This window comes from Aeromonas sp. 600774 (assembly GCF_049175075.1).
Classification (GTDB): Bacteria; Pseudomonadota; Gammaproteobacteria; order Enterobacterales; family Aeromonadaceae; genus Aeromonas; species Aeromonas veronii_A.
This window is the reverse complement of sequence record NZ_JAAKUJ010000006.1, coordinates 102,622-117,882: the sequence shown is the minus strand read 5'-3', so window position 1 is coordinate 117,882 and position 15,261 is coordinate 102,622. Positions and strand designations below refer to the sequence as shown.

The window sequence follows — 15,261 nt, the reverse complement described above, 5'->3', positions numbered from 1 at the left end:
ACCTGCGTGAAAGACGGGAGACTACCGGCCATGGACTCGCCGCACACAGCCTCTTCACCCGGGGAAACCCCGCTATCTGGATCATCGTCTGATCGGCAGACCGGAGGTTTTGCGTCCCGGCATTTCGACCGGTTTGCCCTTTACCTGGGTTCCGTGAGGAACAAGTCGAGTATAGGAATCAACCCGCAGTGTCTCAATCTTCATTCTCGAAGAAAAATATGTGGTTGCCAGCGGGATCACATTTCCCACCACGCCCATTGGTAAGTTTTTCATCAGTAATTTCAGAGTGTTAGCCAAGTCAAAAAACGCCGAATTGCGCTCATTTGTATCCCGGTAATGTGCGTTGGCTCACTGGTACGATATGCCGAAAATGTGACAATGCGCGCCCTTGGTCAGCGACCAAGGCTATGGAAACACTGGCAAAAATAAAAAAGGAACACCTATGAAAGGTACTCGCACCCTACTGTCTCTGGCTGTGGGGCTGGCCCTCGCTGCACCCGGCGCCCATGCCGCCTTCGTCTGTCCCACCGATCCGGCGCAACTCACCCCGATCCCGACCATTCAGGGAACTGGCTCAGGTAGCCAGTTCGCGACCGACACGGTGACCGACAAAAACGGTAATGTAACCGGCAAAATAAGCCCCGGGACCTTCAATGTTCGCGGTATCGTGACGGCGCTGGGCCAAAGTCTGACCAAGGGTTTCTATCTGACAGACCCGGTGGGTGATGGTAATCCGGAGACCTCCGATGGCATCTTTGTCTATCTGAACGACAAGGAGTTTGCGACTAACTATGCCGACATCAAACCGGGGGCAGAACTCTGCCTCGAAGCCAAAGTCGAGGAGTATTACGGCGGCACCCAGCTCAAGCCTACCTTCGAATCCAGCAAAGCCCGCCTGCAGGTCACAGCACAAGGGCTGAATGTGCCGACCAGCATATTGCAGGTCAATGAAGGAGAGACGCTGGCACAGGCGCTCAATCGCCACGAAGGGATGCGGGTACGGCTCAACAGCAGCAGCGATCTCCATCTGACCCGCAACTACGGTTTCGACTACAAGGTTTATCGCAACAACGTCGAACTCTCACACAAGGCGCCGCTGCTCAAGCCGACCCAGATCCATGTTGCCAGCAGTCCGGAAGCGGTCGCTCTGGCTGCCAAAAATGGCAGCAACCGTCTGGTGGTCGAGTCTGATTACAAAGCGCCGGATGGCGTACTGCCCTGGTTCTCGGGCTGGGATGCCGATCAGGGCTATCTGCGTATCGGTGATCAACTGACCGGGCTGGAAGGGGTGATCGTCTACAACAAGGATGCCTTCCGTCTGGTGGTACCGAGCGATGTCACCCTGACTGCCGGTGCCCTGCTGCGCAGCCCTGAAGAGGATCGTCAAGACGCACCGGCTCGCCTCTCTGGCAGCGATCTGCGGATCGGCAGCTTCAACGTGCTCAACTACTTCACTAGTCACTCCAGCATCGGCGGTGCACTTAATATCCTGTGCAAGGATCAGGCGGATGCCGACAGCACCAAAGGTTGCAACCGGGGTGCCAAGAGCCAGCCCGAGTTCGAGAAACAGCGCACCAAGATCGTCAATGCCATTACAGCAATGGATGCCGATCTGCTCGGCCTGATGGAGATGGAGAACAACGGCTTCGAGGATAACTCGGCCCTCCACAATCTGGTGACCCGCCTCAACGAACAGCAGAAGGATGCGAGCAAACACTACGCCTATGTACGTCTGCCGGTCAGTGCCCTTACCGATGGCAAGTTCTTCGGCGGTGACGCCATCATGGTGGCGATGATCTACCGTCCTGCCCTGCTCACCCCCAGCGGAGATGCCAGCGTCATCAAGCTGCCGGAGCAGCGCTACACCACTGGTGGTGTGGCCAAGACAGCCGGTCAGCGCGACTCGCTGGTTCAGACCTTCACCCTCGCCAAGAGCAAGGAGCCGCTGACGCTGGTGGTCAACCACCTCAAATCCAAGGGGTCAGGCTGCTACGAAAATGGCGATGGCAAGACAGAACCGGCCGATCTGCAGGGCAAGTGCACCGAGTTCCGAGTCTCTGCCGCCAAGGTGCTGGGTAAAGCGGTCAGCAAACTGCCGGGCCAGGTGCTGCTGGTGGGCGACTTCAACTCCTACGCCAAGGAAGATCCGATCCGGGTACTGACCGACTACAACCCGGCCACCAGCGAGCGGAAGATCGTATCGGCCTCCCACACCTTTATCGGTGAGCAGTCCTATGAACAGCTCGGTCGCGAAGTGACTCGCAGCTACGGCCTGATCGATCTCAACGTCAAATTCAACAAGGAGAAAGCCATCTCCTACAGCTACGACGGGGAGCTGGGCACCCTGGACTACGCCCTCGCCAACCCGGCGCTGGCCAGCAAGGTGGCAGGTGTCGCCGACTGGCACATCAACTCCTTCGAGAGCTCCCTGTTCGAATACGGCAGCCAGTACACCGGCTCCCTGCTCAAGTCTGACAACCCCTTCAGTGCCTCCGACCATGATCCCATCATCGTCGACCTGAGACTGGAGAGCGATGCCACCAAACCGGACACCTCCTCAGGCGGTGGTGCACTGGGACTCGGCCTGCTGGCCCTGTTGCCACTGGCCTGGCGACGTCGCCGTTAACCACTGGCGTATCTGAATAGTGCAAGCAAAGCTCGCGAGTCTCGCGGGCTTTTTCATTCAGGTCATTGGATTTACAAATGAAAGACGCGGACGTATGGAGAAAATAAATGATAGAGAAAACAAAAAGGCCACCGCGATGCGGTGGCCTTTTTGCTTCTTGTAACAAGAATTTGGTGGAGCTACGCGGGATCGAACCGCGGACCTCTTGCATGCCATGCAAGCGCTCTCCCAGCTGAGCTATAACCCCAACTCACCTCGGCGCTGACGAAGTTATCTCCGGCAACGGAGGCGCATGATAGGCATCACCCGCTTTGCTGTCAACCCTAAAATAACCACGACTGATTCGTTTAGTCAAAATTGCAGCAGTTCGCTGTTTTTACCAGCAAGACGCGTGCTATCTCTCTGTTTTATGTCACAAATCGGCTCAAGCACCTATAAAGGAGAGGCCGTGCAGCAAGCCTCTTTCCCCGTGCAACGCTCCCGCTCTCAGACCTCTCTATGCTGGCTGGTAATCAGCTTCTCCCCCGTCACCTCGGGAAAGCCTTTCCATAAAGGGCATTGCATATGAAAACCCTTTCCATGATTTTTGTAAATTTACAACACAGAAAGTTGATCTGGCTCACAAATGACCATAGGATCAAACCGTGACCCAGGTCACACACCATAACCATAAATGACAGAGCGATGAGGTAAACCATGTTTGAGAATCTGGCAGTCCTGTTCCACCTGCGCGGTGCAACCACCAAGAACGGCGTTGTAGAGAAAGATGCCTATGCCCCCTCCACCCGTGAATACTACTTCCGCTACGGCAAATAATTGCTGAAAGCCTTTCACGAAAAATGTAATAAAAAAACAACACACATCATCACACAGCCCTCTCGAGGCGCTGTCCTGTCCGGGCCAGATGTTCCACGGCCAAACCTGAACTCCACCAAACAAGAATGGGGCCCGCAGGCCCCATCTTTTATTGCTCCGGATTGTCATTGCACCAGATAGTGCGCTGGCTTGTCGGCAAGCCTTGTAACCCTGAAACGGCTCAGAGCTTGATCCAGGCATCGGCCCAGGCCGTACCCTTGCCCGGCTCATAGGCCCAGGCGGCACCGGCACACCAGCCAGTATAGGGGTGCGGTTTGCACTCGTAGCTGGCACCGCCATTGCTGACCCGCTCGCCTGCCTTGTAGGGAGTCCCCTCTTTATAGGCCGGATAGTCAGGCGGCGTTACGCCCCCCTCCTCTCCTTTCACCAGCAGGCTATGGGTGGTGCTGCGGCTCAGATTACCTTCATCTGTGACCGTCAGTTTGAGCTCCAGCTTGGTATCGCTGGCCGGCTTGGGCAGAGTCAACTCCAGCGTCACCTGATCCAGTGCCGGGGCTGAAGCACCAGCCGGAATAGTCCAGGCATAGGAGAGCGGCTTGCCTTCCGGATCGCTGGAGTGCTGACCAGAGAGCGTTACCTTGCTGCCACCTTCGGCCTGCGCCGGGCCGGTGATATTGGCCACCGGTGGCAGGTTGGTGCCACCGCCGTTATCCTCGATCACCACCTCCGGATAGAAGTGCTGAACGCAGCGGCTGTAATCCCCTGCCTTGAAGGCGCTGAAGCGGGTCTGGTAGCCCACCAGCTTGCACGCATAGCTCTTGCCGCCGTTGGGGTTCTCTGCCACATAGCTCCAGTCCTGCTCCCAATAGATGGGCAAGGCACCGGCGCCCTTGTCGTCAAACACCTTCATATTCTTGCAACCCAGCACTTCGTCGGATGGCACCGCCACTCCGAGGTAGTTGGCAAACTCGCGGTAGTAGTTGATGCGATTCTGGGACTGGGCGTGCTCGACCGGACCGCCGCACTCCACCCCACCGTTGATGATCTGGGTAGTGACCCCGAAGCCCGGCACCAGACCGTTCTGCTTGTCATGGTCATTCGGCTGCCAGGTGCCATCGATGACATGGAGCATGGAGGGCTTGGGCGGCTGCGGATAGGTATAGAAGAACACCGCACTGGCGAGGTTCAGCCAGGTGTCGGCCACCAGATCGGGGCGGTCGAGCAGGGTGCGCACCGTGCCGAACATCGCCTCGGAGAAGGGGCCGTAGTTGTAGTTGTAGGAGAGCTGTTTGGCGCCGCGACCAAAGTAGCTCTTGAACTCGCCATTGTCGAACGTACCGCACGGCCACTGCTGACCCTGCCACACATCGGAACGGCACTCGGCGTTGTAACCGCCGCGCATGGTCTCATTCCATCCCATCTCGCGTACATAGACCAGCGCCTGACGCCACTCGGCCTCCGGGCGCCAGTTTTCATGGCCGCCTGTCTCCTGGGCGAAGTGGGCGAACATGGTTGCCAACGTCTTGCGGCAGATAGCATCGGCATCGCGGCCATCACTGTAGTCGCTGCACAGGGCTGGGAACTTGGCCGCCGCCTGCAACAGGCCGCGATAGGTGTACTCGGGGGCGCGCAGCGGGAAGAGGTAGTTGAACTGACCCTCGCTCAGCAGGCTTTCGACCCGCTTGACGTTGCCCGGGTTGTCGGCACGGCCCGGCTGCACCGCCTCGACCACCAGATTGTCACGGGTAGCGATGGAAGCCTTGACCGCTTCCATCGCCGGGAAGTCGGTCAGCGCCTTCTCTTTGGCATCCAGCTCGGCCTGGCTCATATAGACGGGGGTGGTGCTGCCATCCGGCGGGGTTGGCGTCGGCGGATTGGGCTTGTCATCGCCGCCGGTATCCGGCGGGGTCACTTCCCCTTCGCCAACAAGCTTCCACGGGGTATCCCACTCATTGGCGGCCGCCATGCCCGGAGTCTGCCCCGGGTTGACCCACCACTTGGCCTCAAAAACCTGGCCGTTGTAATTGACCTGGCTGCCGCCCGGATAGGATTTGTTGATGTCGTATGCCTCGGCCGCCCACAGGTGGCCGCTCAGCATCATGCTGGCAAGCAGAAGGGTGATGCGGTTTTTTTTCATTATTGTTGCTCTCTATGGTTTTGTGGCAAAAGGCAGAACCCGCCTGAACAGGCTCCGCCATCTTCATCATGGACTCAACCTAAGGGCAGCTTGCCGCCCCGACATCCAGCCAGACATCGTGCTTGCCCGGCTCGTTGCCTTGAGTCCACCACTTGGCCTTCCACTGACGGCCGTTGTGGTTGGTCAGCTCCCCGCCGTTGTAGGCAACGGTCGCGCTCCAGCCCAGCTCAACCTGACTCGCCAGCGCCCACTGATCGGCGGCGCGGCCCGGTTCATTGCCCTGAGTCCAATACTTGGCACGCCATACCAGCTGGTTGTGGCTCACCTTGTCACCGCCGTTGTAGACCTTGCTGGCCTGCCATGCGGGAACGTTGGCCGCTTCCGGATCTGTGGTGTTGCAAGAGCCGTCGACCACGGGCGCCAGCGTCAGCACGACGCGCCCTTCGCTCTGATGTACCCCGTCCGAGACGCTCACACTCAGCTCATGCTGCTCACTAGTGGTGACAGCCGGCGGTAGCAGACGCAGGCTGGCACTGGTCTCGCCTTCTACCTGCCAGCCCGTCGGGAAGTGCCAGCGGTAGCTGAGCGCATCGCCCTCGGGATCGCTCGCCTCGGCAGTGATGGTCAGCCACTCACCGCCGACGCTGCCAAGCTGCGCCGGTACGGTCACTACCGGAGGCTGGTTCTCAACCACGCCCTGCTCCAGCGGCCGCCCGTTGACGGTAAAGGAGAGTGTCTGCTGCGGTGGCAACAAGCTCTGCTGTACCAGTGTCTGGCCACGGCACTGGATAGTGGCGCGACCGGGCTCGCTGGCGGTGGGCAGGTTGATGTGGAACTTGTTCATGACACTGCTGGATGCTCTGTGATTGGCCAGCCTGAAGCGCTGCAGACCATCGCGGGTCTCCACCTGCAACTGGCAGTCATTGCCGGACAGGGTGTTGCTGTCATCCGGATAGGTGAAGCCGTAAGCGCCGTGCAGAGCCGGATAGATGTAGCTGCGCAGGGCTCCTTGCGGATCGTAATAGCCTACCAGGGTGGTCACCGGCACGCCGAACTGCTCGGGCTTGCGCGCAACCTTGGTATCGATGGGGGAGACCTCCACCCAGCTCTGGCCATCCGAGGTGAAGCTCTTCTTGAAGCCCCGGTTCACCACAATTTCCTTGCCGTTAATAAAGAGGCGACTGTTGTAACCGGCCCCGTGATCGATGGTCAGACTGCGCCCACGGTTGTCCGCAGAGGCAATCGGCACCCGGATATCACGAGTCCAGCGACCGTCCCACATGGCGACCCTGACCAAGCCGTAATCCGCCAGCAGGGCACTCAGTCCGGCCTCGCTCAGGGCATCCATGGGGGCATCGACCTTCTCGATCCCCTCGATTGTGTGCTGATAGGGCTCCATCCTGGCCGTCGCACTGTTCCACTTGCTAAAGCCGGTGGCCGAGTTGGCATCGAACACCGCCTTGCTCTCCAGGAAGCGCTGGATGATGGCGGCCGAATTGGGGGTATAGAGGGTGAAACGGTTGGCGCCAGAGAGGGGGCTGCCGCCCGCCATCGCATCGTAGCCAAACTTGCGGCCATCGAACGGTGGCTGGCACTGGCCATCCAGACAGGCATCCTCATTGGTGCGGGTCGGCGAGAAGTTGGGGATGAAACGGTGTTTGTCACTGTCCCAGCCCCAGCTGGAGTTGAGCTGATCGGCACTGCGATGAACCGAGCCACGGAAGCCATCCACATAGTGGCCAAGGCCGAAGTTATGGCCCACTTCGTGGCTGAACTCGTTGCCCAGCGAATCATCCAGTGTGACGATGCCACCGCCACCTGACCCACCGTGCACCTGAACCCCATTGGCATATTTGCCGCGGCTGTTGTGCGCCGTCAGCTGGGCCACCACAAAGGGATGGCTCCCCTCCCCTTCACCGGCACTGCTGTTGATGCCGTAGTTGGCATTGTCGATACCGTGGGAGATAAGCTCCTTGCCGATGCGCTGGCGCATGGTGCCGCCATGCCAACCCCCCTCGCTCGGGTCAAAGTCGGTCAGCAATGTGCCGTTGGGCAGCATCACCTCAGGCAGGGAGAGCGGTGCATACTGACTGACAATCATCCGGCTGGCCGGAATGGTCTGGAAGTATTCGCGATGGGCCTCCTTGTCATTGGCAAAGGCAAAGCGCTCCCGTGGTGTGGTGAGCATGCCGATGTCAATGGTGTGCAACAGCAGCTCGCCGGGGGCGCCGACCTTGATGTCACGCAGTTCACCACTGAGATTGCCCTGACGAACGGAGAGGTTCAGTCCGGGCAGGATCCACTCTGCGGGCAGCTCGCCACTCCAGGTATCCGGGGCATAGGTGATGCGGTTGTTCTCCAGCTCCCCCTCACGGAACCACTGCCCCTTGGCAAACTTGAACTGCAGGGTCTGGCCACGGGAGACGGTCACCTGTCGCTCGCCATAGAAAGCAGTCGAGTTATAACCAGCGCTGGAGCGGATCCGCACCATCTTGCCCTCCAGCTCCGGGCTCACGGGCAGGTAGATATCCCGAACCCAGCGGCCGTCGGCGGTCTGGATCTCCACCAGCGCACGCCCAGTCAGCCGCTCCTTGAGGAAGGCGCCGCTCTTGTCGCTCAGTTTGGCCAAATCAGCACTGCTGCTGATGATGGCAGTGCTGCCGCTCTCCGGGACGAAGCTCACTCCGCCTTCGGGAACCCCCGCGAGATGGTAGACCGTCTCGGGCAGCGCCGATGGCGGTGACAAGGTCAGGGTGCCAAGCAGCTTGCCGCTGCCGTCACGGACCTCCACCGTCATGGGGGTCACCCCGTTGGCCTGGAGCGGTTGCACCAGCAGCAGGCTCTTGCGCAGGCTGGTCAGGATGGGTTGGCGATCCCCCTCCTTGGGATGGGAAGGCAGGATCTGGCTCTGGGCAAACTGCACGCTGGCACCCAGGCTACCCGCCAGATCGCTTTGCGGGGTCGTGTCATTGAATATCAGGGGCGAGGTGGTGGCAGACAGGGGGCCAGCCGCCAGGGTTGCCATGATGAGGGCAGCGATTCGGGTCACATTTGTGGTCATTGTCGGGTTCTCGTTCATATTGCTACCGGGAATGAGGGGCATGTCGCCATGCCCCGTCATCGGTGAGGAGGCCTCAGTTACAGCTTGCTGCCCCGATATCCAGCCAGACATCGTGCTTGCCCGGCTCATTGCCCTGAGTCCACCACTTGGCCTTCCACTGACGGCCGTTGTGGTTGGTGAGATCCCCGCCGTTGTAGGCAACGGCAGCGTTCCAACCCAGATCAACCTGACTCACCAGCGCCCACTGATCGGCGGCGCGGCTCGGCTCATTACCCTGAGTCCAGTACTTGGCCTGCCATACCAGCTGGTTGTGGCTCACCTTGTCACCGCCGTTGTAGACCTTGCTGGCCTGCCATGCGGGAACGTTGGCCGCTTCCGGGTCGGTGGTGTTGCAAGAGCCCCCCTCACCGCCTTCGTTGACTGGCGTGACGGTGAGACGGGTGGCCGCGTTGGCATCGAGTGCGCCATCGGAGACGGTCACAGAGAGGTCATAACCGGTTTCAACATCCACCGCCGGGCCGGTGACCACCAGGGTGGCGCTGTTCTGGCCGGTCGCCGTGATACCGGCAGGCACTTGCCATTGATAGATCAGCTCGTCGTCGTTGGGGTCGGATGCCTTGGCAGTGATGGTCACCTGCTTGCCCTCTTCCACCTTGACGCTGGCAGGCAAAGTCACCACCGGAGGCAGGTTGGGCTGCGGCGCCTTGTTGGTCACCACCACCTGATCCCTGGCGGTCAGTTGATGGTCATCGGTCACCGTCAGCTCGAACACCAGATTGATGTCGGCGGACACTGCATCGAGTACAACCCGGGCCTTGGCCTGAGTGGCATCAAGTAGAGCGGCCTGCGGGCCGGAGACCTGCTTCCAGCTATAGGTGAGGGTGCCATTTTCCGGGTCGTGAGACGCGGAGCCGTTCAACGTCACCTCGGTCGGGCCGGTGACACTCAGATCGCTGCCCGCATTGGCAACCGGCGGCTTGTTGGCTGGCGGAGTGACCCCTTCGCCGTGACCGAGACCTTCATGCATGGCGTTGAGGATGTCGCCATTGTCGGCATCGATCTCCCAGGAGAAGAGCCCGCCCAGCTTGTTGGCCAGCACGTATTGGCCTTTCGCCTTGACCGAGCGCTCGTCGTCATAGGTGATCAGCTCGCCGGTGGAGGGCTTGAACAGGGTCGCCGCTTCGGCAGTCTCGTCGTAGTTGTACTCCCAGCCTGCGCCCATATGGCTGTTAACGATGTGGCGATAATCCAGCACGCCATCTTCCCAGGTGCCCTTGATCTTTCCGGTGGCGGTGCCGGTGAAAGGATCGTTGCCCTGATAGCCGCTCACCCCTTTCCAGCCGCGACCGTAGGCGGCGGCACCGATCACCAGCTTCCCGGAGTCGACCCCCTGCGCTAGCAGTTGCTGCACCGCTGCATCAGTGTTGTAGCGCTTGTTGGCCGAGCCGTTGGTAGCCTGATAGAGGTTGGCCTGATGACCCAGGGAGGTATTGCTCCAGGCACCGTTGTAGTCGTAACTCATCACGAAGAGGTGGTCCATGTACTGCTGGGCAGCCTTGTAATCCACATCCTCAATCTTGTCGTAACCGGCACCGATGGCGGAGGTGAGCTGATAGGTGCGACCGGTCTCGGCCTCCAGCTCGTCGAGCATGGCGCGCAGATCCTTCATGATCAGCACATAGGTTTCACCATCTTTGGTCTTGTCCCCCAGATTGGGGTTGGCACCGTCGCCGCCCGGGAACTCATAGTCGATATCGACACCGTCGAAGAACTTCCAGGTCTGCAGGAACTCCTTGACCGAGGCGACGAACACGTCACGCTTGGCCTTGTCATGCATGAAGAAGAAGGGGTCGGAAAGGGTCCAGCCACCGACGGAGGGGAGGATCTTCAGGTCCGGATAAGCCTGCTTGAGAGCCATCAGATTGCCGAAGTTACCCTTGTAGGGCTCATCCCAGGCGACCAGTGACCCCTGCCCTTTTTGCAGCGCAGCCCAGGGATCGTGAATGGCGACCTGGAAATCCTTGCGCCCGGCACAGGCACGTTGCAGCGCCTGGAAGCTGCCGGCAATCTCTTTGAGGCTGTCGTTGAGGCCATCACCGCCACAGATCGGGGTGAAGCCATAGAGGATATGGGTCAGGTTCTGGGCTGGCAGCTTGTCCACGGTGAAGTTGCGATCATAGACCCCCCACTCCACATAGTAGGTGCCGACCACCTTGCCGGATTTGTTGACGTAAGGCTTGTTGTGCTCCTGCAGGGCTGGCTTGAGCGGTGCGAGGTGGCTGCCATCAGTATCGGCGACCACGATCTCCTTGGCATCAGACAGGGTGCAGCCATCGCCGTTGCACAGCGCGACCTGCATCTGATAGCGGCCCCCCTTGTGCACCTTGAAGGTGGCGGTACCCGCGGCGGAAGAGGGACCGGACCAGACTTCCTTGCCATCCAGAAGCACCTTGGCACTCTGGCCGATATCGCCGTTCCAGAGATTCCAGGTGACGGTCACATCGGCGCCATCCTTCACCTTGACCAGCTCGTTATAAGCGGTCGCGGACTGGTTGACTTCGACGATGGCAAACTTGGTGGGGCCCCAACCGATGGCGGGTTTGCCGGGAGCTGCCGCATAAGCGGCGGAGGAGGCGAGCAGGGTGCCGACCATCATAGCCAGCAGTGAAGGTTTTGGACTTAGCATATTGCTTTCCTTTTCGTTATTGGAAAAACGAAAGGGCAACGCAACACGACAGGTGACACAAAAACGGCCACCCCTTGGCAAAGGCAGCCTGCATACTACTGTGGTGGCCCCGCTATCCTAGGTCGTCTTGACCCTTAGACCGGAAGCTTTGCGTCCCGACTTTTCAATCGGTTTGCCCTTGTCACAACGTTATTTCTGGCGATAAATAATCGCCGATTGACTGTAGGGTAATTCTGATAAGTAAGCAAATCGGACCATTGCCAGCCCACCAGTTACCAACCCCGACAATTACCCACTTTCAAGAAATTAATGTTTAAAAAAACAGCCGGATATGCAGACCTAATCTCATCACCTCCAACCAGATACCTCACACCATTTTTTTGATCTGCATCACACCAAATTGAGAAAAATCAATGAGTAAGAACAATATGCGACAAAAGACCCATCTGTATCGCAACTAATGAATTTATAATCGCCGCTTTGCATGGCCAGCAGGTGTCTTCATGCCCAGCGAATTGCCCTCACGCACCCGGTTATCCAGATACGACAAATTTGTTCGTTTGACGATTTATGCCTTGCCACTGGCCGGAATGGTCTGGCTTATTAACAGCCTCAATGGCTGGCAAAGGGCAACGTGCGGCACAGATGCCAGCTATCGGGGAGAGCATTAATCACTAGCCCGGAAGGGCTGCTTTGCAGGCACAAAAGAGAATCTGGGTGGGGAAACCGGTTGGCAGACCCGCCAGAATGTGGCGAAGCGGGGAGAAAAAACGGGGCATGACTGGCATGCCCCGCCACCATTCAATGCTTATTTACAACTGGCGGCTCCCACATCCTGCCAGACGTCGTGTTTGCCGGGCTCATTGCCCTTGGTCCAGTACTGCGCCTTCCACTGACGACCGTTATGGGTGGTGAGCTCGCCACCGTTGTAGGCCACATTGGTATCCCAACCCAGTTGCACCTTGCTCACCAGCAACCACTGATCCGCGGTGCGGCTAGGCTCGTTGCCCTGGGTCCAGTACTTGGCCTGCCACACCAGTTGGTTATGGCTCACCTTGTCGCCGCTGTTATAGGTGCTTGCCGCTTTCCAGACTGGCCAATTGACCGCATCCGGATCGGTCGCCGTGCAACCACCGCTGCTGCTGGCCGGCTTGACCGTCAGACGGGTTGCCGCACTGGCATCCAGTCCGCCGTCGGAGACGGTGACGCTCAGGTCATAGCCGGTGTCGCTGGTGACGCTCGGGCCAGTCACCACCAGGGTGGCGCTGCTCTGACCCGTTGCGGTGATGCCTGCCGGCACACTCCACTGATAAGTGAGTGGATCACCGTTCGGATCGGAGGCGGTCGCCTTGATGGTCACCTGCTTGCCCGCCTCCACAGAGGCCGTGGCAGGTAGACTCACCACAGGCGCCAGATTGGCCTGCGGCGCCTTGTTGGTCACCACCACCTGATCCTTGGCACTCAACTGCTGATCATCGGTCACCGTCAGCTCGAACACCAGATTGATGTCGGCGGACACGGCATCGAGTACAACACGGGCCTTGGCCTGAGTGGCATCGAGCAGGGCAGCCTGCGGCCCGGAGATCTGCTTCCAGCTATAGGTGAGGGCGCTGTTTTCCGGATCGTGGGAGGCTGAACCATCCAGCGTCACCTCGGTCGGGCCGGTCACCTTGAGGTCACTGCCCGCGTTGGCCAGCGGCGGCTTGTTGGTAGGTGGAGTCGTCCCCTCGCCATGGCCCAGCCCTTCATGCATGGCGTTGAGGATGTCGCCGTTGTCGGCATCGATCTCCCAGGAGAAGAGGCCACCGAGCTTGTTGGCCAGCACATACTGCCCCTTGGCCTTGACCGAGCGCTCGTTGTCATAGGTGATGAGATCGCCGGTCGCCGCCTTGAACAGATAGGGCGCCTCGGCCACCTCGTCGTAGCCCTTCTCCCAGCCAGCCCCCATCCGGTTGTTGACGATGTCGCGGTAATCCACCACCCCGTCCTCCCAGGTGCCTTTCACCTTGCCGGTCGCCTTGCCGGTGAAGGGGTTGTTGCCCTGATAGCCGCTCACGCCAGTCCAGCCACGGCCATACATGGCGGCACCGACCACCAGCTTGCCGGGGTCAACCCCCTGCGCCAGCAGCTGATTGACCGCCTTGTCGGTGGTGTACTTGGTATCGGGGTCCCAGCTCGCTGCATAGAGGTTGGTCTGGTGACCCAGTTCGGTGTTGCTCCATGCGCCGTTGTAGTCGTAGGTCATCATGAAAATGTGGTCCATGTAGGGCTGGGCCGCCTTGTAGTCCACATCCTGGATCTTGTCGCCCCCCGCTCCAATGGCGGAAGTTAGCTCATACTGGCGACCAGTCTCGGCCTCCAGCTCGTCGAGCATGGCCCGCAGCTCCTTCATCAGGGCCACGTAGGTGGCACCATCACTCGGGCTGCCCAGTTTCGGGTTGGCACCCTGTCCGCCCGGGTACTCCCAGTCGATATCCACACCGTCGAAGAACTTCCAGGTCTGCAGGAACTCTTTCACCGAGCCGACAAACACATCGCGCTTGGTTTTGTCACCGAGGAAGTAGAAGGGATCGGAGAGGGTCCAGCCACCGACCGAGGGGAGGATCTTGAGATTCGGATAGGCCTGCTTGAGCGCCATCAGGGCGCCAAAGTTGCCCTTGTAGGGCTCATCATGGGCGGTGAGGTTGCCTTGCGGCATCTGGATGGCGGCCCAAGGATCGTGCATCGCCACCTTGAAGTCGGCCCGGCCGGCACACGCCCGTTGCAGTGCCTGGAAGCTCCCTTCGATCTCCTTGAGGCTGTCGTTGAGGCCATCCCCACCGCAGATGGGGGTGAAACCATAGAGGATATGGGTCAGGTTCTGGGCCGGGATCTTGTCCACTGTGAACTTGCGGCCATAGACTCCCCACTCCACATAGTAAGTCCCTACAACCTTGCCGGACTTGTTGGCGTAGGGCTTGTTGTTCTCCTGCAGCGGAGCCTTGAGTGGCGCCAGATGGCTGCCATCGGTATCGGCGACCACGATCTCCTTGGCATCAGAGAGGGTACAGCCATCGGCGTTGCACAGCGCCACCTGCATCTGGTAGCGCCCCCCTTTCTTCACCTTGAATTTGGCGCTGCCCGCTGCGGTGGAGGGGCCGGACCACACCTCCTGACCATTGAGCAATACCTTGGCACTCTGGCCCAGATCGCCGCTCCAGAGGTTCCAGTTCACCTCCACATCGGCGGCATCCTTCACCTTGACCAGATTGTTGTAAGAGGTTGCCGCCTGATCGACTTCCACAATGGCAAATTTGGTGGGACCCCAGCCGATGGTGGGTTTGCTCGGAGCGGCCGCATAAACGCCGGATGAGGCAAGCAGGGAGCCGACCATCATGGCCAGCAATGTGGGTTTTGGACTTAGCATATTGTTTTCCTTTACGTTATGGACAAACGAAAGGGCGACACAACACGACAGACAGCACAAACACGACTACCCCTTGGCAAAGGCAGTCAACATAACACTGTGGTGGCCCCGCTATCCCAGATCAACAGCGCCTTTAGACCGGAGGCTTTGCGTCCCGACTTTTCAATCGGTTTGCCCTTGTCACAACTTTATTTTCGGCGATAACTAATCGCAAATTAACTCTATGGCAATTTATATAACTACGCAAACAAGACTATTATCCTCCCCTGCTAGCCATACCTGCCGCTTGGTCGCTGCATCATGCGTCACCTTTAAAATAGAAGGGAAAACTCAGTCGAAAAAAGCAAATAAATAATTGATAAATAAACCCTTTTAAATCGAGCACAGATAAATAAGAAAAAGATCAACATCTGATAGCAGAGCACAACAAGAGATAGTCCCGCCCGAACTGCTGCAGCAAAATTTAAAGTTAATTAATTGCATAAAAAATCAAACCCCGCCCACACCATCACCTCCCTCCTGCCATCCT

General features: G+C 59.0%; 5 protein-coding genes, 1 tRNA gene and 3 riboswitches. Of the genes, 1 reads left to right on the top strand and 5 read right to left on the bottom strand.

Translation table 11 applies throughout. The features are described from left to right. Nucleotides 1-59 precede the first annotated feature (59 nt). A riboswitch (cyclic di-GMP riboswitch) is annotated at nucleotides 60-148 on the bottom strand. 294 nt (nucleotides 149-442) lie between these two features. Further along, entirely contained in the window at nucleotides 443-2,626 is a 2,184-nt protein-coding gene (locus G5171_RS08395; protein WP_421260038.1) for an ExeM/NucH family extracellular endonuclease, read from the top strand. 171 nt (nucleotides 2,627-2,797) lie between these two features. Here the strand turns inward: G5171_RS08395 and G5171_RS08390 are convergent. From G5171_RS08390 to G5171_RS08370, 5 genes are all read right to left on the bottom strand, one after another. Continuing rightward, a tRNA-Ala gene (locus G5171_RS08390) sits at nucleotides 2,798-2,873 on the bottom strand. 789 nt (nucleotides 2,874-3,662) lie between these two features. Then, on the bottom strand, nucleotides 3,663-5,579 hold the full coding sequence (locus G5171_RS08385) for a glycoside hydrolase family 19 protein (RefSeq protein WP_421213548.1): 1,917 nt from the start codon (nucleotides 5,577-5,579) through the stop codon (nucleotides 3,663-3,665). A 79-nt stretch (nucleotides 5,580-5,658) separates the two neighbouring features. Continuing rightward, nucleotides 5,659-8,640 (bottom strand): M66 family metalloprotease, encoded by a 2,982-nt coding sequence (locus G5171_RS08380; RefSeq protein ID WP_337073523.1) that lies wholly within the window; start codon nucleotides 8,638-8,640, stop codon nucleotides 5,659-5,661. Between the two features lie 73 nt (nucleotides 8,641-8,713). Further along, on the bottom strand, nucleotides 8,714-11,326 hold the full coding sequence (locus tag G5171_RS08375) for a glycosyl hydrolase family 18 protein (RefSeq protein WP_421260037.1): 2,613 nt from the start codon (nucleotides 11,324-11,326) through the stop codon (nucleotides 8,714-8,716). 99 nt (nucleotides 11,327-11,425) lie between these two features. Continuing rightward, a riboswitch (cyclic di-GMP riboswitch) is annotated at nucleotides 11,426-11,513 on the bottom strand. 621 nt (nucleotides 11,514-12,134) lie between these two features. Then, complete coding sequence (locus G5171_RS08370; RefSeq protein WP_216979362.1) at nucleotides 12,135-14,732, bottom strand: glycosyl hydrolase family 18 protein; 2,598 nt, start codon at nucleotides 14,730-14,732, stop codon at nucleotides 12,135-12,137. 98 nt (nucleotides 14,733-14,830) lie between these two features. After that, nucleotides 14,831-14,918, bottom strand: a riboswitch (cyclic di-GMP riboswitch). Nucleotides 14,919-15,261 lie beyond the last annotated feature (343 nt).